General features: G+C 63.2%; 21 protein-coding genes. 9 read left to right on the forward strand and 12 right to left on the reverse strand.

Going from position 1 to position 22,406, the window contains the following annotated elements; genetic code table 11:
• Window positions 1-179: 179 nt before the first annotated feature.
• The 4 genes from QMX97_RS25770 (at window position 180) to QMX97_RS25785 (ending at window position 4,681) form a co-directional block, all read left to right on the forward strand.
• Entirely contained in the window at window positions 180-2,612 is a 2,433-nt protein-coding gene (locus QMX97_RS25770; RefSeq protein ID WP_282397838.1) for a TonB-dependent siderophore receptor, read from the forward strand.
• Between the two features lie 62 nt (window positions 2,613-2,674).
• On the forward strand, window positions 2,675-3,778 hold the full coding sequence (locus QMX97_RS25775; protein WP_282397839.1) for a PepSY-associated TM helix domain-containing protein: 1,104 nt from the start codon (window positions 2,675-2,677) through the stop codon (window positions 3,776-3,778).
• Complete coding sequence (locus QMX97_RS25780) at window positions 3,775-3,972, forward strand: hypothetical protein (protein ID WP_106802451.1); 198 nt, start codon at window positions 3,775-3,777, stop codon at window positions 3,970-3,972. Before QMX97_RS25775 ends, QMX97_RS25780 begins: the two co-directional genes overlap by 4 nt.
• Window positions 3,973-4,051: 79 nt before the next feature.
• Complete coding sequence (locus QMX97_RS25785) at window positions 4,052-4,681, forward strand: glutathione S-transferase family protein (protein ID WP_106802450.1); 630 nt, start codon at window positions 4,052-4,054, stop codon at window positions 4,679-4,681.
• Between the two features lie 292 nt (window positions 4,682-4,973).
• On the opposite strand, the gene creD is transcribed toward QMX97_RS25785, so the two are convergent.
• From creD to QMX97_RS25805, 4 genes are read right to left on the reverse strand one after another with little or no spacing between them, the layout of a single operon-like run.
• Window positions 4,974-6,347, reverse strand: a complete 1,374-nt coding sequence (gene creD / locus QMX97_RS25790) for a cell envelope integrity protein CreD (RefSeq protein ID WP_282397840.1) — start codon at window positions 6,345-6,347, stop codon at window positions 4,974-4,976.
• Between the two features lie 51 nt (window positions 6,348-6,398).
• Window positions 6,399-7,838 (reverse strand): two-component system sensor histidine kinase CreC, encoded by a 1,440-nt coding sequence (creC, locus tag QMX97_RS25795; RefSeq protein ID WP_282397841.1) that lies wholly within the window; start codon window positions 7,836-7,838, stop codon window positions 6,399-6,401.
• Window positions 7,838-8,506 carry a two-component system response regulator CreB gene (creB, locus tag QMX97_RS25800; RefSeq protein ID WP_065904742.1) on the reverse strand — a complete coding sequence of 223 codons (669 nt, stop codon included), beginning with the start codon at window positions 8,504-8,506 and terminating at the stop codon, window positions 7,838-7,840. The genes creC and creB overlap by 1 nt, the downstream gene beginning before the upstream one ends.
• A gap of 8 nt (window positions 8,507-8,514) precedes the next feature.
• Entirely contained in the window at window positions 8,515-9,015 is a 501-nt protein-coding gene (locus tag QMX97_RS25805; protein ID WP_065904748.1) for an ATP-dependent zinc protease, read from the reverse strand.
• A gap of 173 nt (window positions 9,016-9,188) precedes the next feature.
• On the opposite strand from QMX97_RS25805, the gene QMX97_RS25810 reads away from it, so the two are divergent.
• Window positions 9,189-10,076 carry an acyltransferase gene (locus tag QMX97_RS25810; RefSeq protein ID WP_213552705.1) on the forward strand — a complete coding sequence of 296 codons (888 nt, stop codon included), beginning with the start codon at window positions 9,189-9,191 and terminating at the stop codon, window positions 10,074-10,076.
• On the opposite strand, the gene QMX97_RS25815 is transcribed toward QMX97_RS25810, so the two are convergent.
• Window positions 10,073-10,645, reverse strand: a complete 573-nt coding sequence (locus tag QMX97_RS25815) for a DUF2780 domain-containing protein (RefSeq protein WP_282397842.1) — start codon at window positions 10,643-10,645, stop codon at window positions 10,073-10,075. The two genes, QMX97_RS25810 and QMX97_RS25815, sit on opposite strands and share 4 nt — an antisense overlap.
• A gap of 175 nt (window positions 10,646-10,820) precedes the next feature.
• Between QMX97_RS25815 and QMX97_RS25820 the strand changes: the two genes are divergently transcribed.
• The 4 genes from QMX97_RS25820 to QMX97_RS25835 all read left to right on the forward strand — a co-directional run bounded on the left by QMX97_RS25820 (window position 10,821) and on the right by QMX97_RS25835 (window position 13,170).
• Complete coding sequence (locus tag QMX97_RS25820) at window positions 10,821-11,417, forward strand: sigma-70 family RNA polymerase sigma factor (protein ID WP_242486005.1); 597 nt, start codon at window positions 10,821-10,823, stop codon at window positions 11,415-11,417.
• A complete protein-coding gene (locus QMX97_RS25825; RefSeq protein ID WP_065904756.1) occupies window positions 11,414-12,091 on the forward strand; it encodes an anti-sigma factor in 678 nt (225 codons plus the stop codon). Before QMX97_RS25820 ends, QMX97_RS25825 begins: the two co-directional genes overlap by 4 nt.
• Before the next feature lie 76 nt (window positions 12,092-12,167).
• Window positions 12,168-12,626 (forward strand): anti-sigma factor, encoded by a 459-nt coding sequence (locus QMX97_RS25830; protein ID WP_065904758.1) that lies wholly within the window; start codon window positions 12,168-12,170, stop codon window positions 12,624-12,626.
• Between the two features lie 139 nt (window positions 12,627-12,765).
• On the forward strand, window positions 12,766-13,170 hold the full coding sequence (locus QMX97_RS25835; RefSeq protein WP_282397843.1) for a DUF3757 domain-containing protein: 405 nt from the start codon (window positions 12,766-12,768) through the stop codon (window positions 13,168-13,170).
• Between the two features lie 29 nt (window positions 13,171-13,199).
• Here the strand turns inward: QMX97_RS25835 and fdhA are convergent, their stop codons facing one another.
• The 7 genes from fdhA to glyA all read right to left on the reverse strand — a co-directional run bounded on the left by fdhA (window position 13,200) and on the right by glyA (window position 22,200).
• Window positions 13,200-14,399, reverse strand: coding sequence for a formaldehyde dehydrogenase, glutathione-independent (gene fdhA, locus QMX97_RS25840; protein ID WP_282397844.1), 1,200 nt, complete (start codon window positions 14,397-14,399; stop codon window positions 13,200-13,202).
• A 194-nt stretch (window positions 14,400-14,593) separates the two neighbouring features.
• Entirely contained in the window at window positions 14,594-15,451 is an 858-nt protein-coding gene (gene purU / locus QMX97_RS25845) for a formyltetrahydrofolate deformylase (protein ID WP_005792124.1), read from the reverse strand.
• Between the two features lie 125 nt (window positions 15,452-15,576).
• Window positions 15,577-16,209: a sarcosine oxidase subunit gamma family protein gene (soxG, locus tag QMX97_RS25850; RefSeq protein WP_065904762.1), complete on the reverse strand. Its 633-nt coding sequence runs from the start codon at window positions 16,207-16,209 to the stop codon at window positions 15,577-15,579.
• Window positions 16,210-16,341: 132 nt separating this feature from the next.
• On the reverse strand, window positions 16,342-19,359 hold the full coding sequence (locus tag QMX97_RS25855; protein ID WP_282397845.1) for a sarcosine oxidase subunit alpha: 3,018 nt from the start codon (window positions 19,357-19,359) through the stop codon (window positions 16,342-16,344).
• On the reverse strand, window positions 19,356-19,658 hold the full coding sequence (locus tag QMX97_RS25860) for a sarcosine oxidase subunit delta (RefSeq protein WP_065904766.1): 303 nt from the start codon (window positions 19,656-19,658) through the stop codon (window positions 19,356-19,358). Before QMX97_RS25860 ends, QMX97_RS25855 begins: the two co-directional genes overlap by 4 nt.
• Window positions 19,659-19,673: 15 nt before the next feature.
• Window positions 19,674-20,924, reverse strand: coding sequence for a sarcosine oxidase subunit beta (locus tag QMX97_RS25865; protein ID WP_003209185.1), 1,251 nt, complete (start codon window positions 20,922-20,924; stop codon window positions 19,674-19,676).
• Between the two features lie 22 nt (window positions 20,925-20,946).
• Complete coding sequence (gene glyA / locus QMX97_RS25870) at window positions 20,947-22,200, reverse strand: serine hydroxymethyltransferase (RefSeq protein WP_106802442.1); 1,254 nt, start codon at window positions 22,198-22,200, stop codon at window positions 20,947-20,949.
• Between the last annotated feature and the right edge of the window lie 206 nt (window positions 22,201-22,406).

Below are 22,406 nucleotides of genomic sequence, written 5' to 3' on the forward strand. Positions count from 1 at the left end.
CCCTCCCACAGGTTGATGTGCGAATACCTCAAATGTGGGAGGGGCGGTGCGACGATTCGACTTGCCCCCGATGAGGCCCTCAAACCCACCACAAAAATATTTTGATGCTGCCCTATCACTTTCCGATTCTCGTTCGGCACATAGGCAATTGCGAATTACTTCCATTCAGGAGCCGCCCTATGTCCCGCACGCTAGACACCTTGTTGCGCCCCAGCCTGTTAGCCGTGGCGATTGCCCTTTGCACGCCGCTGGCGAGCACCGCGCTGATCGCCGCCGAGCAGTCCTCCAGCGTGCGCGCCTACAACCTGCCGGCTGCGCCGCTGTCCAGCACCCTGAACCAGATCGCCAGCCAGGCCGGCCTGGCCTTGACCCTCAACCCGGCGTTGGCATCGGGCAAGACCTCGGCGCCGGTCCAGGGCCAGTTCGATGCCCCGGGTGCGCTGCGTGAGGCACTGCGTGGCACCGGGCTGCAGCTGGAGCAAAGCAGTGCGGGGACTTATTCCCTGGTGGCGATCCCGGAAGGCGTGATGGCGCTGCCGGTCACCAACATCACCGGGCAAGAGGGCAACCAGGAAAGCGCCTGGGGCCCGGTGCAAGGCTACCTGGCCACACGCACCGCCGCCGGCACCAAGACCGACACCGCCCTGGTGGAAGCGCCGCGCTCGATCTCCGTGGCGACCCGCGAGCAGATGCAGGACCGCAACGTGCAGAACCTGGATGACGCGGTCAAATACATGCCCGGCATCGTGTCCGCCAGCTACGGCAGCGACACCCGTTATGACTGGATGCGCGTGCGCGGCTTCGAACCCACCCAGTTCCTCGACGGCCTGCCCCTGCCGCGCGGCGTGTATGCCAACCCCAAAGCCGAGACCTGGAACCTCGACCGCATCGCCCTGCTGCGCGGCCCGGCCTCGTCGGTGTATGGCCAGACCCCGCCAGGCGGCCTGCTGGACATGGTCAGCCGCCGTCCGAGCGCCGAATCGAGCAATGCCATCCAGGTGCAATACGGCAGTGACAACTACCGCCAGATCAACTTCGCCAGCACCGGCAAGATCGACGATGAAGGCCAGTTCCTCTATGGCGTCAGCGGCGTGGTGCGCGATGCCGGCACCCAGGTCGACCACATCGACAACAAGCGCTACAACATCGCGCCGAGCCTGACCTGGAACATCGACACCGACACCAAGCTGACCCTGCTGTCGCAGTTCACGCGTGACGATACTGGCACCACCAGTCAATTTCTGCCGATCCAAGGCACCAAGATCAAGCTCCCCCAAGGCGAGGTCTCCCACCACAAGAACCTCGGCGACCCCGACTATGAGTTCTACGACCGCACCTACTACGCCCTGGGTTATGCGTTCGAGCATCGCTTCAACGATACCTGGCAGTTCAAGCAAAACCTGCGCTATACCAAGTCTGAGCTGTCGTTCCAGCAACTGACGGTCGGTTCCTATATCTACTCCCCGGCTGACGCCACCGGCAATATCAGCCGCTCGAGCACCAACGTTGACGAGGACATCGGCCAGTTCGCAGTGGATAACAATTTCCAGGCTGACTTCGCCACGGGCGACATCACCCACACGGTACTGCTGGGCCTGGACCACCAGCGCACCGACACCTCCTTCCGGACGATCTACGGCACGGCGTCGAACATCAATATTTTCAACCCGATCAACACCGTGCCCACCCTGCGCCCGACGGACGTCACGCCGTACTACGACTACAACCAGAAAACCATCCAGACCGGCCTCTACGCACAAGACCAGATGGCCCTCGACAACTGGCGCCTGACCCTGGGTGGGCGTGAGGACTGGGTGCATCAGGGCACCACCTACTTCAACAAGCTGGACGCGACCAACACTGACCGCAGCAAGAACTTCAGCGGCAACGCGGCGCTCAGCTATGTGTTCGATTCGGGCTTCGTGCCCTACCTGTCGTACGCCGAGTCGTTCCAACCGGCGAGCAACGCCAGCGTCGACCCCGTCAAGTCGTACAAGCCCACCGAAGGCAAGCAATGGGAACTGGGGATCAAGTACCAGCCACCTGGCTCCAATACGCTGCTGAGTGCGGCGGTCTACGACTTGACCCAGAAAAACGTGCTGGTGACCCGGATCGGCGCGGGTAACCAATCGATCACCGACCAGGCCGGCGAAGTGAAGGTCAAGGGCCTGGAACTGGAAGCGGTGTCCGACGTGACCGAAAACCTCAAGGTCATCGCCGCCTACACCCTGTCCAAGTCCGAAGTGCAAACCGGTATCTACAAAGGCAACCGCCTGCAACTGATCCCCAACCAGCAAGCCTCGCTGTGGACCGACTACACCTGGCACACCGGTGTACTTGATGGCTTCGGCATCGGCTTCGGCGCGCGCTACACCGGCAATACCTACGGCGACCAAGGCAACACCTGGACGGGCAAGGCCAACGCCTACACCGTGTTCGACGGCGCGGTGCACTACGACCTCGGCCGCCTGGACAACAGCCTCAAAGGCGCCTCGGTAAAACTCAACGCCACCAACCTGTTCAACAAGGACTACATTTCCACCTGCGATGGCTCCTACTGCTACTTCGGCGACCAACGCAGCGTCGTCGCCAGTGCCACCTACCAGTGGTAATCGACTGAGTTAACCATCAGGCCGTCCTCCGGGGCGGCTTTGGTGCGCCTGAAGGCTGGAAAATGAAAAGTAAAACCATCCGCCGCTGGTCCTTTATCCACACCTGGAGCAGCCTGGTCTGCACGGTGTTCCTGCTGCTGCTCGCCCTGACCGGGCTGCCGCTGGTGTTCCACCACGAGATCGATCACCTGCTGGGCAACGAGCCAGAACTGGCGCAGATGCCCGCCGATACGCCGCAGCTCAACCTTGAACAGCTGGTGGCCAAAGCGCAGGCCCATCGCCCTGGCGAAGCCATGCAATACCTGGCGTGGGACGAGGACGACAAGAACGGCGTGATCGCAATCATGGCTGCGACGGCCGGCACCGAACCCAACTCGTCGCACACTTTCATGCTTGATGCGCGCACCGGCGACGCTGTCGAAATGCCGTCCGCGAATGGCGGGCTGACCCTGTTCCTGCTGCGCCTGCATGTGGATATGTTCGCCGGCCTGCCGGGCAAGTTATTGCTGGCGTTCATGGGCATTCTGTTTGTGCTGGCCATCGTGTCGGGCACGGTGCTGTACCTGCCTTTCATGCGCCGCTTGAAGTTCGCCACCGTGCGCCAGGACAAATCCACCCGCCTGCGCTGGCTCGACCTGCACAACCTGATCGGCGTGGTCACCCTGACCTGGGCGCTGGTGGTGGGCGTCACCGGCGTGATCAGCGCCTGTGCCGACCTGATCATCGCAGCCTGGCGCCAGGACAGCCTCAGCGCCATGATCGAGCCGTACAAACATGCCCCGCCGCTGACCCAGCGCGCGCCCGCCACCGAGCTGCTGAGCATTGCCGCCCAGGCCGCGCCCGGCATGCAGCCGGACTTCATTGCCTTCCCCGGCACGCGCTTTTCCAGCGAGCACCACTACGCGGTGTTCATGAAGGGCAGCACGCACCTGACCTCCCACCTGCTGACGCCGGTGCTGATTGACGCCAGCACCCTGGCCGTCACCGCCATCGCCGAACGGCCGTGGTACATGGACGCCATGGGCATGTCCCAGCCCCTGCACTTTGGCGATTACGGCGGCATGCCGATGAAAGTCCTCTGGGCGGTACTGGATGTGCTGACCATCATCGTGCTGATCAGCGGGATTTACCTGTGGATCGTCAGGCGCAAGGCGGGCAAGGCATGAAGCCACGGCAGTCGAATTTCTGGAAAGTGTTTGGCATTCCGCTGGGGATTGGCCTGCTCAGCGCCGCCGGGTTGTTTGCGGCGTTGCTGGGGGATGGGTGGTGGGATTCGCTCAGTTGGGTGGGGCTTGGGATACCTGCGGTGATCGGTGTATGGGCACTCCTGCGGAAGCCGGCTTGCCGGCGAAAACCCTGAGAGTAACGCGTCAAATCTGATGCACTGCGCTATCGTAAGCGTCCTTCGCGAGCCCGCTCGCCCCTCCAGAGGAATGCCCATGTCTGTGCCCAGCATGACCTTGTTCCACAATCCCGCTTCACCGTTTGTTCGCAAAGTTCGCGTGCTGCTGATCGAGACCGGCCAGCAGGACCGCGTGGCGCTGCACGGCTGCATGCCGACGCCGGTCAACCCGGATGCGCAGGTGGTGCAAGGCAACCCCGTGGGCAAGATCCCGGCCCTGCGCCTGGCTGACGGCAGCGTGTTGCACGACAGCCGGGTGATCCTCGATTACTTCGACCACCAGCATGTCGGCAACCCGCTGATCCCCCGCGACGGCTCGGCCCGCTGGCGGCGCCTGACCCTGGCCTCGATGGCTGACGGCATCATGGATGCGGCCGTACTGGTGCGTTACGAGTCGGCCCTGCGTCCGGCGGAAAAGCACTGGGCGCCGTGGCTCGACGAGCAACGCAACAAAATCCGCCGCACCCTCGCCGAGCTGGAACAGGATGCCATCGCCGAGCTGACCAGCCACTTCGACATCGCCTCGATCAGCGTGGCCTGCGCCCTCGCCTACCTCGACTTCCGCCACCCCGATATGCACTGGCGCGCGGCCAACCCACAGCTGGCCGCCTGGTACGCCGAGGTCAGCCAGCGACCTTCGATGCTGGAGACCCAGCCGCCGGTATAGCCCTGTTTCCACCTGACCCTGTGGTGAGCGGGCACCCTGTGGTGATCGAACTCCTTGTGGCGAGCGGGCTTGCCCCGCGTTGGGCTGCGAAGCGGCCCCATCAGGTCACCGCGTTTTATCCGATGAAACTCATCTCAGGTTTTGGGCTGCTGCGCAGCCCAACGCGGGGCAAGCCCGCTCGCCACAGGACACCCGCTCACGACAGGAGGCTCGCCCGCCACAACCATGGGGAACAGCCGGTTAATCCTCGCCACCAGCTGCGCCTTCACCCGCTGATCCTCACGCAAGCCGATCATTGCACGTCCTCCAGGTCGAACTGCAACGGCTCGGCGACCTTGCGCTTGCCCACGCCGTACCAATCCAATTTGCGCGTCAGCACCATCACCGTCCCCAGCAGGCCAAACAGCAACAGCGAGCCCATCAGCAGCGCGTAATCCTCGGCACTCAACAACCCGTACAACAAGCCATACAACGCCGCCAATCCAGCAGAAAAACCCAGGCCATGGGCGACGCTGCGCAGCACGTGGCACACATAAAATCCGATCAGCAACACACAGGCACTCGCCGAGATCAGGTAGGCCAGCGCAAAGCCCAGGTGCTCGGACAACGACAACAGCAGCAGGTAGAAAAACGCCAGTGCAAAGCCCACCAACGCATACTGGATCGGGTGCACCGCCAGGCTCTTGAGCACTTCGAAGAGGAAGAAACCGGCAAAGGTCAGGGCAATGAACAGCAGCGCGTATTTGATCGCGCGGTCGCTCTTGAGGTACTGGTCCACCGGATCGATGAAGTTCACGCCAAAGCTGCGGTTGTTGAAGTCGTTGCAGCCCTGGCTGTCCAGGCAGGTTTGCAGGGCCTGCTCAAGGTTGGTGGAGAAGAACGAAGTCTGCCAGCTGGCGCTGAAGCCTTGATCGGTGACCTCGCGCTGGGTCGGCAAGAAGTTGCCGATGAAGCTGGGGTGCGGCCAGTTGGAGGCGAGCGAGACCTGGCTGGTCTTGCCCACGGGCACCACTCGCAGTTGTTCGGTGCCTTGCAGGCGCAGGTCGAAAGCGAAGTCCACCACGGCCGGTTTTTTACTGTCCTGTTCGGGCAGCGCAACGTGCACGCCCTCTCCCAGCCAGTCCACTTGGGAGCCCGGCGAGAACTCCAGGCGCTGGCTGCCCAGCTCGAGTTTCAGCGCGTTTTCGATGCCACGAATATCACTGATGCCCACCGCCAGGAATGCCGGTTCGAAGCGGTAATCGGCAAAGTCTTCGGTGATCCCCAACTGCGCAGGCAGCTCGAAACGCCCGCTGATGCGGGTGTCGGCATGGAACAGCCGCGCCTGGTAGATGCCCCGGGCACGCAGTTCGGTTTGCACCTTGCCGTCGAGCTCGAAACGGTCCGGCAGGAAATACAGGCGACCGCGCTCCTCACGGGTGACCTCGTAGCGTTTGTTGAGCTTTTCATTGAGTTTCCACTCGCGCACGGTCTTGCGATACGGCACCACCATCACCGGTCCGGTGAGGCGCTGGGCATAGCTGGAGCTGCGCGCGATGTCCATCAGGACACCGTCGCGCAGTTGCTGGCGATCGCCGATAATGCCGTTGATCATCAGCAACGGAATCAGCAACAGCAGGATCAGCAGCGCAATCGCGCCAAGTTTGAAAAGCAGGCTGCGGTTCATGGGTCTCTCCCTGTTTTGATGGGCAGAGCATGAGCCGCGCGTGTGGGGGATTTATGTGGGCAATGTGGAGACTGTGTGGAGATGCAGCACCACCTGGACGCCACCCGGCACATTGCCGATCTGCAACGCGCCGCCGTGCAGCTTCATCACTTCCTCGACAAAGTTGAGGCCCAGGCCAGTGCTTTTGCGCCCGCTGGCCGGGCGTGGCAAGGAGTAGAATCGCTCGCTCAGGCGCGGCAAGGCGTAGTCGGGAATCGGCGCCGCCTGGTTGAACAGGCTGATCTGCACCGCGTGGTGCTGTGTCTGCGCACTGAACCTCAAGGTGCCGCCGGGCGGGGTGAAGTCCAGGGCATTCTCGAGCAGATTGCCCAGGGCCTGGCGAAGCAGAAAAGGTTCGCCGAACACCTTCACGTCGGCGCCGATCGTTTGTTCGATGTGCAGGCCGGCGCCTTCGATACGCGCGCATTGGGCCGTGAGAACCTCATCGACCAAGCCGGCCAACGGCAGGCTGACCTGTGCTTCCAGGCCCTGGCGTTGCTCCACTTGCGCCAGGTTCAGCAGGCGCTCGATCAACTGCTGCAGGCGCGCGCTCTCGCTGTCGATATTGCCGACGAAACGCTGCTGTTGCTCGCGGCTCATATCGCCCTGCAACAGCTCCGCCGCGCCGCGAATCGCGGCCAATGGGCTTTTCAATTCATGGGTCAGGGTGTGCACGTAATGCTCGACGTAGGCCTTGCCCTCCAGCTGCGTGCGCATATGCTCCACGGCGGTGGACAGCTGCTTGAGCTCGCCGCCGCGGTAGTGCGGCAACTCGGCACGCCGGCCTTCGCTGACCGCCTGCGCATAGGCCGTCAACCGGTGCAGGGCCCTGCTCAACCACCATGACAACACCGCCCCCAGCAACAGGCCGAGCACCACCAGCCCGGCGCCGTACCAGAGCAGCCGCCGCTCGGTGCGATCGACATACGGCTGCAGCGAGCTGTTGGGCTTGGCCACCGTGACCACGCCGATGATCTGGCCGTTATCGCGGATCGGCGCGCCCACGTGCATCACCGATGAGGCCGGGTCATCCAGTTCGCTGCGGGTGGAACGCGCGCCGTATTCGCCGCGCAGGGTCAGGTACACGTCGTTCCATTTCGAATAGTCCTGGCCCACCGCTTCGCCGCTGGAATCGAGCAGCACGGTGCCCTTGGCATCGGTCACGTAGATACGGTGGTTGACCTGGTTTTTCGGCAGGCCCCAGATGGTCGCACCCGGCTGGCGATTGCCGTAGGCCTTGAGCAGCTGCGGCCAGTGGCTCTGGCCGAGGGTGTGGTTTTTCACGTCATCGCGCAGGATCTCGGCCAACAGGTTGGCGGTGTCCACCAGGGTTTCTTCGGTGGACTGGCGCACGCCGGGGCGGATTTCCTTCATCACCGTGCTAAGCACGAAGTAGCCGGTCAGGCCGATGAACAGCGCATACACCAGGAAAATCCGCAGCCCCAGGCGCATCAGCTGTTGCCCGGGCTGTAGCTGTAGCCGAGGCCGCGATGGGTCTGGATCGGCTCGGCGTCCGCCGCAATGCCACGCAATTTGCTGCGCAGGCTTTTGATGTGGCTGTCGATATTGCGCTCGTAGCCGGCATCCGCCGCCACGCCCACCGCGTCCAGCAACTGCTCGCGGCTGAACACCCGCTCGGGTTGTTCCAGCAGGCTCTGCAGCAGGCGGAACTCGTGGCGCGTGAGGCTCAGGGGCTGGCCGCGATAACTGATCTGCATGCGCTCCAGGTCAACCTGGAACACGGCGGGGGCCACGCCAGGGCCGACCCTCTTGAGGATCGCCCGCACCCGCGCCGCCACTTCCCGCGGGCTGAACGGCTTGACCACATAATCGTCGGCGCCGATCTCCAGGCCCACCACCCGGTCGATCTCGCCATCGCGCGCACTCAGGAACATCACCGGCACTTCGCTGAAACGCCGCAATTGCTTGCAGGTCTCAAAGCCGGTGATATCCGGCAGGCCGATGTCGAGGATGATCAGGTCGGCCGGTGTTTGCCGTTGATAGGCCAGCGCTTCCTGGCCAAGGCTCAGCCAGGTGGTGGTGAAGCCCTCACCTTGCAGGGCAAAGATCAGCGTGTCGGCTATCGCCGCTTCGTCTTCGACAATCAGGATGTGCGGCATGGGTTCGATCAGCAGTCCGGTTTGTCAGCGGTATAGCGACGGGCCGGGTTCACCGCTGCGCCAAACTCGCGCAGGGCCTTGGCGCCAATCAGCAACGGGTAGTTGAAGCTGCTGCGGTCGGTCAGGTTGACCTCGACGGTGCGCTTGACGTCGCCCAGGCACATTTCCAGGTCGATCACCGGACGCTTGGCCACGCTGGCTTCGTCCTTGTCGTCGTCTTCGTCGGCGCGGCTCTTGATCTTGCTGATGCGCGACACTTTGTGTTCGTAGACTTTGTTGCTGGCGTCCTTGCCGCCGAGGCGGAAGCGCACCCAATCGTCGCCATCACGGGTGAAGGTCTCGATGTCACGGGCCGACAGCGAAGCGGTCAGCGCGCCGGTGTCCATCTTGGCCTTGAAGGTTTCGCCGATCTCCGGCAACTGGATGTATTCGTAGCGACCGTAAAGGGTCGGCTCGGCAGCCATGACGGGCAGGGCAACCAGGGCGAGCGAGGCAAGGAGCAGTTTCACGAAGTGGTTTCCTCGGAAAGAAGTAGGCGGATTCTAGACCGCAAAGGGGGCACTTAGTTAGCTGATCCGAGCATACCCGGCACATTGTGAAACATTCGTCCGGTGATTTGAGATTTGGCCTGCAGACCAAGCTCTCTTATCATGACCCGCCCACACGATCCCAAGAGTTGCTTATGCGCCGCCTGCTCACCGGCTGTTTCGTTACCTTGCTGCTGTTGCTCAACACCCTGGTGCTGTTCGGGCCGTTGATGGTGTTTGCCCTGCTCAAGCTGGTGGCTCCCGGACGTTTTCGCGACTACGCATCCTGGGCGGTAATGTGGATCGCCGAGACCTGGGCCGAGATCGACAAGCTTATTTTCTCGTGGTGCATCCCGACCCGCTGGGACATTCGCGGCGGCGGCGACCTGCGTGGCGACACCAGCTACCTGGTGATCAGCAACCACCAATCGTGGGTGGATATCCCCGCGCTGATCCAGGCCCTCAACCGGCGCACGCCGTTCTTCAAATTCTTCCTGAAAAAAGAACTGATCTGGGTGCCCTTCCTCGGCCTGGCCTGGTGGGCGCTGGATTACCCGTTCATGAAGCGCTACACCAAGGCTTTCCTGGCCAAGCACCCCGAGCTGGCCGGCCAGGACCTGAAGATCACCAAAGAGGCGTGCGAGCTGTTCAAGCGCCAGCCGGTGACGGTGGTCAATTACCTGGAAGGCACGCGGTTCACCCCGGCCAAGCGCAAGCAGCAGGACTCGCCGTTCGAGCGTCTGCTCAAACCCAAGGCGGGTGGCGTGGCGTTTGTATTGGCGGCGATGGGTGAACAACTGGACGCCGTGCTCGACGTTACAGTCGTCTATCCCCAGGAGAGGATCCCGGGCTTCTGGGACTTGATCTGCGGCTCGGTGCCGACGGTGATCATCGATATCCAGACCCGCGAGCTGGATCCGGCGTTGTGGCAGGGCGATTACGAAAACGATCCGGTGTTTCGCCAGACCGTCCAGAACTGGGTGAACCAGCTCTGGCTGGAGAAAGACGCGCGCATCGCCCAACTGCGCGCGGAAAACCCTTAACTGCCGGTGCCCCATGCCTGGGCCAGTTTGCCCAACACGGAGCTGCTGGCGCCCTGGCCGCCCAGGTACTGCAGGATCACCGGGGCAAACTGGCCGACCATGCCGCTGTCCATGCCCAGGGCGCTGAACGCGGTGTTCAGGTCATTGGTGTTTTTCACATTACCCAGCAGGCCATCCAGGCCGCTGGTCTTGCTGCCGCCGGTCTGGCCGAGCATCCCGCTCAAGGCCCCGAGGCTGCCCAACGCGTTGTTGCCCGAGAGCTGATCCAGACCCGGCACGCTCTTGCCCAGTTGCGAGTAGTCGGTGCTGCTCAGTTGGTTCTTGGCCAGGCCGAGCATGGCGCCGGTGCCGCCGACCGCTTGCTCGGGGGTGACATTCAGTTGGGAGGTCAATGCGCTCAGCAGGCCGGCCGTCTCGGACGACGGTGCGGCGGCAGCGGCTTTGTTGTTGCCCCCCTGCATGCCGGAAATGGCATTGGCCGCATCGCCAAGGCTGAACCCTGCGGCGAACACCGGGCCGGCCGCCAGGGTCATCAGGCAGGAAAGGGCGAAACTGCGTGAAATCTTCATCGAAACAACCTCTGGATATAGGTGCGAAAGCAGGCGTTTGACTGGGTAGCCCGGGGGATTGTTCCCAGTGCATCCAATCCCCCGCCTGCTGCGTATAACCCCCACACACCTGTTGAGGACGACGCCGGTGAATGGAACGCACGCGCAACCTGGACTACCCTCTGCCTGCCACCGCTTGCACGTGCAGTCCCACCGCCCTGTCGCCAGGGCCTGGAGAAGCCCTATTTCGACTTCCGACGCTGACCCGCTGCGGCCCCTGCTGGCCCAATGCGCCTTGGGCAACCGCCAGGCGTTCGAAACCCTCTACCGTACGGTTTCACCGCGGCTGCACGGCGTTGCCTTGCGTTTCATGGGCCGCCCGGACCTGGCTGAAGAGGTGCTGCAGGAAGCCTTCGTGCGTATCTGGTACAACGCCTCGCGCTACGAGGCCCACCTGGCGGCGCCGATGACCTGGATGGTGAACATCACCCGCAACCTGGCCATCGACCAACTGCGCAAACGCCGTGAACAACCGTTGGCAGATGGCCAACAGGACGCCCTGCTCGATGACGGCCCCAGTACCTTCGAACAGCTCGACAGCGAGCGCGAGGCCCGCGCGCTGAACCGCTGCCTCGACACGCTCGACGGCATGCAGCGCCAATCGATCACCGTGGCTTACTTCCAGGGCCTGTCGTGCTCGGAATTGGCCGACCATCTGGCCGCGCCGCTGGGTTCGGTCAAGTCCTGGATTCGTCGCGGCATGGAACGCCTGCGCAGGTGCCTTGAATCATGAACTACCAGACCACTCCCCTGCGCCGCGCCCTGGCGGGCGACTACGCCATCGGCCTGATGCCCGCTACCGCCCGCCGCCGTTTTGAGGCGCTGCTGCTCGACGACGCCGCATTGCGCGTGGAACTCGGCCATTGGCAGGCGGCCCTGGCCAGCCTGACCGGGACCCTGCCCGAACGGCCGGTGCCCGATCACGTGTGGGAAGGCATCCAGGCGCGGATCGAGCCGCAGGTGTTGCACCTGCCGGCGAAGAAACCGTTGTGGCTGAACCTGCGGCTATGGGCGGCCGCCTTCGGGATTGTCATCGCGGTGCTGGTGGGCGTGCTGTACCAGCGCGATCTGGGCGTGGAATACAACGCCACACTCGTCGCTGCCAACCAGCAACCGGCGCTGCAGATCAAGGCGTTTGCCGATCACCTGCAAGTGGAGCCGCTGGCGTTGGCCGCACTGGAGCCGACGCGCGACCTGGAATTGTGGGCCATCCAGCCCGGTGGCAAACCGATCTCGCTGGGCCTGGTGCCGACGGCAGGCAGGGGCCGGATTCAGCTGAGCCCGGCACAGCAAGCCTTGCTTGCCGCACCGCTGACCCTGGCCGTGAGCCTGGAGCCGCGCGGCGGTTCGCCCACCGGGCAGCCGACCGGACCGGTGCTGTATCAGGGCCAATTGGCATCACTTTGAGCGCCAACCGGTTCAGGAACCCATCGCGTAAACCAGGGTCCATGACAGGACTGAAAGCCCTGTCAGGACCCTCTTCATGAGCGCGACACGCCCCACCATCATCGAGCCCAAACCCCCTTTCTGGAGCCGTCCGCGCCTGTTCATCGGCGTCTGCGTGGCCGTGATCGCCGGCCTCGGCGGCGCGTTCTACACCCAGGACAACGTCAAGTCCGCCGCCACCCTGGTGACCACCACCCAGCAGCCGGCGGCGCAGGTCATGGCGCACAAGGATTACCTCGAAGTCGAACCGATCGCCACAACAGCGCCCGAGCCCGATCGCAGCCTGGAACTGTGGGCCATGCCCGAAGGGGGCAAACCGGTCTCCCTGGGGCTATTGCCGGAGGACGGCAAAGGCATCATCGGCCTCAACCCGCGCCAACAGGCAAGCATCCGCCAGCCGGTGGCGTTGCTGGTGAGTTCGGAGACCAAGGGCGGCTCGTTGAGCAAACAGCCGACAGGGCCGACGGTGTATCAGGGCGCGCTGGCGGTGCGGTGAGTTGGCCTTTTGCGTGTCTCGCGATAAAAGCCCACCAGTTAATCGCGATCTGTTCTAGAAAACTGTGATTTCTCACAGTAGCCGTCGACGCAAAACCACCCGCAGCATAAAGCCTCCCGCGCGCCACAGGAGGTGGGCCATGAAAAGCGCAATGTCTGCAGGTGTGTTCGTCACGATCGCACTGATGAACCCTGCCCACGCGGCGGCAACTTCCACCTGCCCGCCGATCCAGGACATCAAGCAAACGGCAATGGCCAACGGCGGTTACCGCTACGAAACCTCACAGCCTGACGGGCTCACCTGGACAGGCGAAAACCCGCAGGCGGCGGTGTCGGACCTGACTGACTCGACCTTCCACGATGCCCGTTACGACATGAACAGCAAGGCCGTCATTTGCACCTACAAAGGCCCCATGAATAACGACGCCAGCGTTTCGGTAACGGCACCTGTCGTTGATTGGAACCTTACGCCCACCAGAGGCGAGTGGAGAGGCACCTATTGCGAAGCCCTGGACCGTTCCAGGTGTGAATTTACGCACCACTGAAAAGGGCGACTTGAAGTCGCCCTTTTTTATTACGCCGCGCTGAACAACTTATGCGGATCGATCACAAATTTCTTCGGCACACCCGCATCGAACTCGCCGTATCCGCGCGGTGCATCATCCAGGCTAATCACCTGCACACCGACGATCTCGGCAATGTTGATACGGTCCCACATGATCGCCTGCATCAGCTGGCGGTTGTACTTCATCACCGGCGTCTGCCCGGTGTGGAAGCTGTGGGATTTGGCCCAGCCCAGGCCAAAGCGAATGCTCAGGCTGCCCATTTTCGCGGCGGCGTCGACGGCGCCCGGGTCTTCGGTCACGTAGAGGCCGGGGATACCGATCTTGCCCGCCACGCGCACCACGCCCATCAGCGAGTTGAGCACGGTGGCCGGGGCCTCCGCCTTGGCGCCTTCATGGCCGTGGCCACGGGCTTCGAAGCCTACGGCGTCGACGGCGCAGTCCACTTCCGGCTCGCCCAGCAGCGCGGCGATCTGTTCGTGCAGCGGGGTGTCGTTGGACAGGTCGGCAATCTCAAACCCCTGGGCCTTGGCGTGGGCCAGGCGGATCGGGTTGACGTCACCGATGATCACCACCGCCGCGCCCAGCAGGCGTGCCGAGGCCGCTGCAGCCAGGCCGACCGGGCCAGCGCCGGCGATGTAGACGGTGCTGCCAGGGCCGACACCGGCCGTCACGGCGCCGTGGTAACCGGTAGGCAGGATGTCGGAGAGGCAGGTCAGGTCGCGGATTTTCTCCATGGCCTTGTCGCGGTCCGGCAGTTTCAGCAGGTTGAAATCGGCGTATGGCACCAGCACGTACTCGGCCTGGCCGCCGGTCCAGTCGCCCATGTCGACATAGCCATAGGCGCCCCCCGCACGTGCCGGGTTGACGGTCAGGCAGACGCCGGTGTGTTGCTCCTTGCAGGAACGGCAGCGGCCGCACGCCACGTTGAAGGGGACGGAGACCAGGTCACCGATCTTGAGGTTTTCGACGTCGCTGCCCTTCTCGATCACTTCGCCGGTGATCTCGTGACCGAGTACCAGGCCGGTCTGGGCGGTGGTGCGGCCGCGCACCATGTGTTGGTCGGAGCCGCAGATGTTGGTGGAGACCACGCGCAGGATGACGCCGTGCTCGATCTTCCTGCCACGGGGGTCTTGCATTTTGGGATAGTCGATTTTCTGTACTTCGACCTTGCCGTTGCCGAGATACACGACACCACGATTACCAGACATGCTTTCACCTCGCTGTTGTTTTTATGGAACCGCGTTGCCCAGGCAGGCAGCGCGTAAAGTGCTCGGGTACAGATGCTGTTCTTGCGTTGTTGCTTATGGCCTCATCGCGGGCAAGCCCGCTCCCACATTCGACCGGGTTCCACCTTTGGAATGCATTCCAAAGGTGGGAGCTGGCTTGCCTGCGAAGGCGTCCGTCAGAGCACCACCGTGCGATTGGCATTCAAAAACACCCGCCGCTCAATGTGGTACCCCACTGCCCGGGCCAATGTCAGGCCTTCGATATCGCGCCCCTTGGCAATCAAATCCTCCGGATAGTGGCTGTGATCCACCACCTCCACGCCCTGGGCGATGATCGGGCCCTCGTCCAAATCGTTGTTGATGTAATGCGCCGTGGCGCCGACCAATTTCACGCCCTTGTTGTAGGCCTGGTGATAGGGCTTGGCGCCCTTGAATCCCGGCAGCAACGAGTGATGGATATTGATCGCCTTGCCATCCAACTTGCGGCACAGCTCCGGCGACAGCACTTGCATGTAGCGCGCAAGGATCACCAGCTCTGCCCCCGTGTCTTCCACCACTTGCCACACCTGCCGCTCCTGGGACGGTTTGTCATTGGGGTCGAGGGGGAAATGGTAGTAGGGAATCTGGTGCCAGTCGGCCAAAGGCTTGAGATCGGGGTGATTGGAGACCACCGCGACCACATCCATCGACAGCTGGCCGATGCGCTGGCGGTACAGCAGGTCATTCAGGCAGTGGTCGGCCTTGGAGACCATGATCACCACTTTTGGCCGGTAGTTCGGCGCCGTCAGCTCGAAGATCATGCCAAAGGCTTCACCGCGCGTGGCCAGGCCATCGCGGAAAGCCTGCTCGTCAAAGCCGTCGGGCTGGCGGAATTCCACGCGGATAAAAAATCGGCCCGAGAGGCGGTCATCGAACGAATGGTGCTCGGTGACGTAGCACCCCTGCTCGAACAGATAGCGGGTGACCGCGTCCACCGTGCCGAGCACGCTGGGGCAGTCGGCGGTCAAAATCCATGTATCGGGTGCGCGGCTCATAGTGCATGACTCCTTGATCGTTCCCACGTTCTGCGTGGGCATGCCGCCATGGACGCTCTGCGTCCGCTCTTGGGACGCAGGGCGCCCCGGGATGCATTCCCACGCGGAGCGCGGGAACGATCATGTCAGGCTTGAACGTTGAGGCCGAATTCGGCCGAGGCATCCTGCAGCCACAACCACCAGTAGTCCGAGAAGCTGCGACGAATCACCAGCTCCCAGGTGTCTTCAGCGGTATGGCGGATCACCAGTTGCGACTTGGCGAACACCGTGCCCACCGCCTTGCCCACCGGGAAGTTGTTGGGGTGTACGTCGTAGCTGGTGGACTTCATGAGCACGTCGCGCACATTCGGGCCGCTGAGCTCGAGGATCTGCTGGCCGCCGCTGACGTTGACGATCTGGATATGCAGCTCGCCCAGCGCCTCGCGCAAACTTTTCTCGGCGGCGAACTCTTCACCGCTCGGCACGACCAGTAGCCACTCATCCGGGCCGAGCCATTGCAGGCTGGTTTCGCCGTTGACGATCACTTGCAGGGCGCCAGGCAACTCGATGCCCAGGGCCTTGTGCACGCCGGCGGCGAAGGCGGCATCGTGGCCATCGCCACGGATGGTCAGGTGGCCGAGGAGTTTCTTTTCGCGCACGGTCACGCCGGCATTCTTGCGGCCCTTGCCGACCAGGCTGGCGAGGTCGGCATGGTGCAGCGACGACTCGGCCTTGGCGCCGGTGGTGGGGCGTTGTTGGTAAACATTGGCTGCTGTCATAAAGCACCTGTGTTGAATTTGATCGTTCCCACGCTCTGCGTGGGAATGCCACCATGGACGCTCTGCGTCCGCTCTTTGGGCGCAGAGCGCCCCGGGATGCATTCCCACGCGGAGCGTGGGAACGATCAGGTGTCAGATGTTCTGGCGCTCGCCTTTCGGGTCAAAGAACACCGAAGACACGATCTCCGCCTCGATCACGCTGCCGTCGGCCTGCGGCGAAAACACCCGCTCGCCGATGCGCTTCAAGCCGCCCTTCACCACCGCCATCGCAAACGAATAACCCAGCGAGTTGTGCGCATAACTTGAGGTGACGTGGCCAACCATCTTCATCGGGATCGTCTGCTTCGGATCGAACACCAGTTGCGCGCCTTCCGGCAGCCACACGTTCGGATCGATCGGCTTCAAGCCCACCAGTTGCTTGCGCTCTTCGCGCACGCAGTCTTCACGGTTCATCCCGCGCCAGCCGATCCACGAGAACGGCTTGGTGCGACCGACACACCAACCCATGTTCAGGTCGTCCGGGGTCATCGAGCCGTCGGTATCCTGGCCGACGATGATGAAGCCCTTCTCGGCCCGCAGCACGTGCATGGTCTCGGTGCCGTAGGGCGTGAGGTTGTACTTTTTGCCGGCCTCGACGATTTTCTCCAGCACACCCATCGCATAGTCGGCCTGCACGTTGACTTCGTACGACAGCTCACCGGTAAACGAGATGCGGAACACCCGCGCCGGCACACCGCCGACCAGGCCTTCCTTCCAGGTCATGAACGGGAAGCCGTCCTTGTCCAGGTCGATGTCGGTCACCTCACTCAACAGCTTGCGGCTGTTGGGACCAGACAGGGTCATGGTCGCCCAGTGGTCGGTGACCGAAGTGAAGTAAACCTTGAGATCTGGCCACTCGGTCTGCTGGTAGATTTCCAGCCACTGCAGCACGCGCGCGGCGCCGCCGGTGGTGGTGGTCATCAGGAAATGGTTGTCGGCGAGGCAGGCGGTGACGCCGTCGTCGAAGACCATGCCGTCTTCCTTGCACATCAGGCCGTAGCGCGCCTTGCCCACATCGAGCTTGGTCCACGCGTTGGTGTAGATGCGGTTGAGGAACTCACGCGCGTCCGGGCCCTGGATGTCGATCTTGCCGAGGGTGGATGCATCGAGCAGGCCGACACTGTCGCGCACGGCCAGGCACTCGCGCTTCACGGCGGCGTGCAGGTCTTCACCGTTACGCGGGAAGTACCACGGGCGTTTCCACTGGCCGACGTCTTCAAACTCGGCGCCGTTTTTCACGTGCCAGGCCTGCAACGCGGTGTAGCGCACCGGCTCGAAGATGTGCCCACAGTGGCGGCCCGCGACGGCGCCGAAGGTCACCGGCGTGTAGTTGGGACGGAACATGGTGGTGCCCATCTGCGGGATGGTCACGTTCAGCGAACGGGCGGCGATGGCCAGGCCATTGACGTTGCCCAGCTTGCCCTGGTCGGTGCCGAAGCCCAGCGCGGTGTAGCGCTTGACGTGCTCGACCGACTCGAAACCTTCGCGGGTCGCGAGTTCGATGGCGGCGGCGGTGACGTCATTCTGCAAATCCACAAATTGCTTGGGCGCCCGCGCGGTAGCTTTCTCATGGGGCACCTGGAACAACGCCAGTGTCGGCTCTTCCAGACGGCTCAAGGCTTTCGGCAAGGTGCCTTCCACCGGCGCGAAACCGGCGTCGCTGGACGCGCGCACGCCGCCTTCAAAACCATCCGCCAGGGAATCGCCGAGGCCGTAGACGCCGTTGATACCACCGACGCACACGCGCTTCTGCGGCGCTTCGCCCGGGACGAAGCCGAGGATGTCTTCACGCCAGGTCGGCTTGCCGCCCAGGTGCGAAGCCAGGTGGACCACCGGGCTGTAGCCGCCGGAGCTGGCGACCAGGTCGCAGTCCAGCCACTCGCCGGGGCTGGTGACTTTATGCGCCTTGACGTCGATGGCCGCCACGCGGGCGCCGGTCACGTGCTTGCTGCCACGGGCCTCGATCACGGCGCTGCCGGTGAGGATGCGAATGCCTTTGGCGCGGGCTTCTTCCACCAGCGCGCCGCGTGGGTTGTGACGCGCATCGGCCACGGCGACCACTTGCAGGCCAGCGTCGAACCAGTCCAGCGCCACGCGATAGGCGTGGTCGTTGTTGGTCGACAGCACCAGCTTCTTGCCCGGCGCCACGCCGTAGCGGCGCACGTAAGTCGAGACCGCACCGGCGAGCATGTTACCCGGCACATCGTTGTTGCCGTACACCAGCGGGCGCTCGCACGCGCCGGTCGCCAGCACCACGCGCTTGGCACGCACACGGTGGATACGCTGGCGCACCTGGCCGATCGGCGCACGGTCGCCGAGGTGATCGGTAAGGCGCTCGTGAATGGTCAGGAAGTTATGGTCGTGGTAGCCGTTGACGGTCGCGCGAGGCAGCAGCACCACGTCCGGCAGGGCTTTCAACTCGGCGATGACGCTGGCAACCCACTCGGTGGCCGGCTTACCGTCGAGGCTTTCGCGCGAATCCAGCAACGAGCCGCCGAACTCTTCCTGCTCGTCGGCGATGATCACGCGGGCACCGCTGCGCGCGGCGGCCAGTGCAGCGGCCAAACCGGCAGGGCCGGCGCCGACAATCAGCACGTCGCAGTGACGGTTCATGTTGTCGTAGGTGTCCGGGTCATTCTCGGTCGGCGAGCGGCCCAGGCCGGCAGCCTTGCGGATGTACTTCTCGTACGTCATCCAGAACGACTGCGGGTACATGAAGGTTTTGTAGTAGAAACCCGGCGGCATCAGCTTGCCGCCGACCTTGCCGAGAATGCCCATCATGTCGTTGTTGACGCTCGGCCAGCCGTTGGTGCTGGTGGCGACCAGGCCTTGGTACAGCGCCTGTTGGGTAGCGCGCACGTTGGGAATCTGGGTGGCTTCGGTGGCGCCGATCTGCAGCACCGCGTTCGGCTCTTCGGCACCGGCGGCAAAGATCCCGCGCGGGCGGGAATACTTGAAGCTTCGACCGATGATGTCGACGCCGTTGGCCAGCAGGGCTGCGGCCAGGGTGTCGCCTTCAAAGCCTTTGTAGCTCTGGCCATTGAAGCTGAAGCTCAGCACTTTGTTCCGGTCGATCCGGCCACCGTTGGAAAGGCGATTGATCTGGCTCATACCTTCTCTCCAGAAGCCTTGGCGGTGAATTGCGGCTTGGTGCCTATCTTGTAGGTTTCAAGAATTTCGTAGGTCACGGTGTCGCGGGTGGCGTTGAAATACTGGCGGCACCCGGCGGCGTGGATCCACAGCTCGTGGTGCAGGCCACGCGGGTTATCGCGAAAGAACATGTAGTCGCCCCACTCTTCGTCGGTGCAGGCGTTCGGGTCCAGCGGGCGCGGGATATGTGCCTGGCCGGACGCGTGGAATTCCTCTTCGGAGCGCAGCTCAAAGCAGTGAGGACAGAAGATATGCAACATAGGGAATTTCTCCTGTTAGTGAGCGACGGCTGCAGCGCCGTGTTCATCGATCAACGCACCGTTGTGGAAACGGTCGATGGAGAAAGGCGCTGCCAGCGGGTGCATTTCACCCTTGGCGAGGCTGGCGGCAAACACGTTGCCTGAGCCCGGCGTGGCCTTGAAGCCACCGGTGCCCCAACCGCAGTTGAAGAACATGTTCGGGACCGGGGTCTTGGAGATGATCGGGCAGGCGTCCGGCGTGGTGTCGACGATGCCGCCCCATTGGCGGTTCATGCGCACGCGCGACAGCACCGGGAACATCTCGACGATGGCCTGGATGGTGTGTTCGATCACCGGGTAAGAGCCGCGCTGGCCGTAGCCGTTGTAGCCGTCGATACCCGCGCCGATCACCAGGTCGCCCTTGTCGGACTGGCTGATGTAGCCGTGCACGGCGTTGGACATGATCACGCTGTCGATGATCGGCTTGATCGGCTCCGACACCAGCGCCTGCAACGGGTGGGATTCGATCGGCAGGCGAAAGCCCGCGAGCGAAGCCATGTGCCCGGAATTACCGGCGGTGACCACGCCGACGCGCTTGGCGCCGATGAAGCCCTTGTTGGTCTCCACGCCGATGCACACGCCGTTTTCCTTGCGGAAACCGATCACTTCGGTCTGCTGGATCAAGTCCACGCCGAGTGCATCAGCGGCGCGGGCAAAGCCCCAGGCCACGGCATCGTGACGGGCCACGCCGCCGCGCCGTTGCACGGTGGCGCCCATCACCGGGTAGCGGGTGTTTTTCGAGCAGTCGAGGTACGGGATCTCATCGGCCACTTGCTTGGCGTTGAGCAGTTCGCCGTCCACGCCGTTGAGGCGGTTGGCACTCACGCGGCGCTCGGAATCGCGGATGTCCTGCAGGGTGTGACACAGGTTGTAGACGCCACGCTGGGAGAACATCACGTTGTAGTTCAGGTCCTGGGACAAACCTTCCCAGAGTTTCATCGCGTGTTCGTAGAGGTGCGCCGACTCGTCCCACAGGTAGTTGGAACGCACGATGGTGGTGTTGCGCGCGGTGTTACCGCCGCCCAGCCAGCCTTTCTCGACCACGGCCACGTTGGTGATCCCGTGTTCCTTGGCCAGGTAGTAGGCGGTCGCCAGACCATGCCCGCCACCGCCGACGATGACCACGTCATAGACCTTTTTAGGGGTCGGCGTGCGCCACATCTTCTGCCAGTTTTCGTGGTGGCTGAGTGAGTGCTTGAAGAGGCCGAAGCCCGAGTAGCGTTGCATAGTCATTACTCCAAAACCGCGCTCAGCGATAAACCGGGAAATCAGCGCACAGGGCAGACACGTGCTTGGCCACGTTGGCCTCGACGTCGGCGTCGCCGAGGTTGTCGAGGATGTCGCAGATCCAGCCGGCCAGTTCGATGCACTGCGGCACTTTGAAACCACGCGTGGTCACCGCCGGGGTGCCGATACGCAGGCCCGAGGTCACGAACGGCGACTGCGGGTCATTCGGCACGGCGTTCTTGTTGACGGTGATGTGGGCGCGACCGAGGGCGGCGTCCGCCTCTTTGCCGGTGAGGCCCTGGCGGATCAGGCTGACCAGGAACAAGTGGTTGTCAGTGCCGCCGGACACCACATCGTAGCCCCGCTTGATAAACACCTCGGCCATGGCCTGGGCGTTGTCGATGACCTGTTGCTGGTAGGCCTTGAAGCCGGGCTCCAGCGCTTCCTTGAAGCACACGGCCTTGCCGGCGATCACGTGCATCAGCGGGCCGCCCTGGGCGCCGGGGAATACCGCGGAGTTGAGTTTTTTCTCAATCTCTTCGTTGGACTTGGCCAGGATCAAACCGCCACGCGGGCCGCGCAGGGTCTTGTGGGTGGTGGTGGTGACCACATCAGCGTACGGCAGCGGGTTCGGGTACAGGCCAGCGGCAACCAGGCCGGCGACGTGAGCCATGTCGACGAAGAGCAGCGCCCCGACCTTGTCGGCAATCTGGCGAAAACGGGGGAAATCCAGGGTCTTGGAGTACGCGGAGAAACCGGCGACGACCATCTTCGGCTTGTGCTCCACCGCCAGGCGCTCGACTTCGTCGTAGTCGATCAGGCCGGTGTCGGTGTTGATGCCGTATTGCACCGCGTTGTACAGCTTGCCCGAGGACGACACCTTGGCGCCGTGGGTCAGGTGACCGCCGTGGGCCAGGCTCATGCCGAGGATGGTGTCACCGGCGTTCAGCAGCGCCAGGTACACCGCACTGTTGGCGGACGAGCCGGAGTGCGGCTGCACGTTGGCGTAATCGGCGCCGAACAGCTGCTTGGCGCGTTCGATCGCCAGCACCTCGACCTTGTCCACGTGCTCGCAGCCGCCGTAGTAGCGCTTGCCCGGGTAGCCTTCGGCGTATTTGTTGGTGAGGCCGCTGCCCTGGGCTTCCATCACGCGTTTGCTGGTGTAGTTCTCCGACGCGATCAGCTCGATATGATCTTCCTGGCGCTGCTCCTCGGCATTCATGGCCGCCAGCAGTGCGTCGTCATATCCCTGGATCTGGTCTTTTTTGCTGAACATCGCGTCTCTCCCAGCCTTTCGTATTGTTGAGGCCCTCGCAGGGCCCTTTGATGCGATGGTAGGGCTGGCGCCCGCAGGTCAAATGCCTACGGACGCCACGCAAAGGTGCGTTTACGACATTAGATGAGCGACACGAAACAAATGTGGGAGCGGGCTTGCTCGCGAATGCGGCGGGTCAGCCAATACATGGGTTAACTGACCCACCG

This window comes from Pseudomonas sp. PS01298, assembly GCF_029959745.1.
Taxonomy (GTDB): domain Bacteria; phylum Pseudomonadota; class Gammaproteobacteria; order Pseudomonadales; family Pseudomonadaceae; genus Aquipseudomonas; species Aquipseudomonas aylmerensis.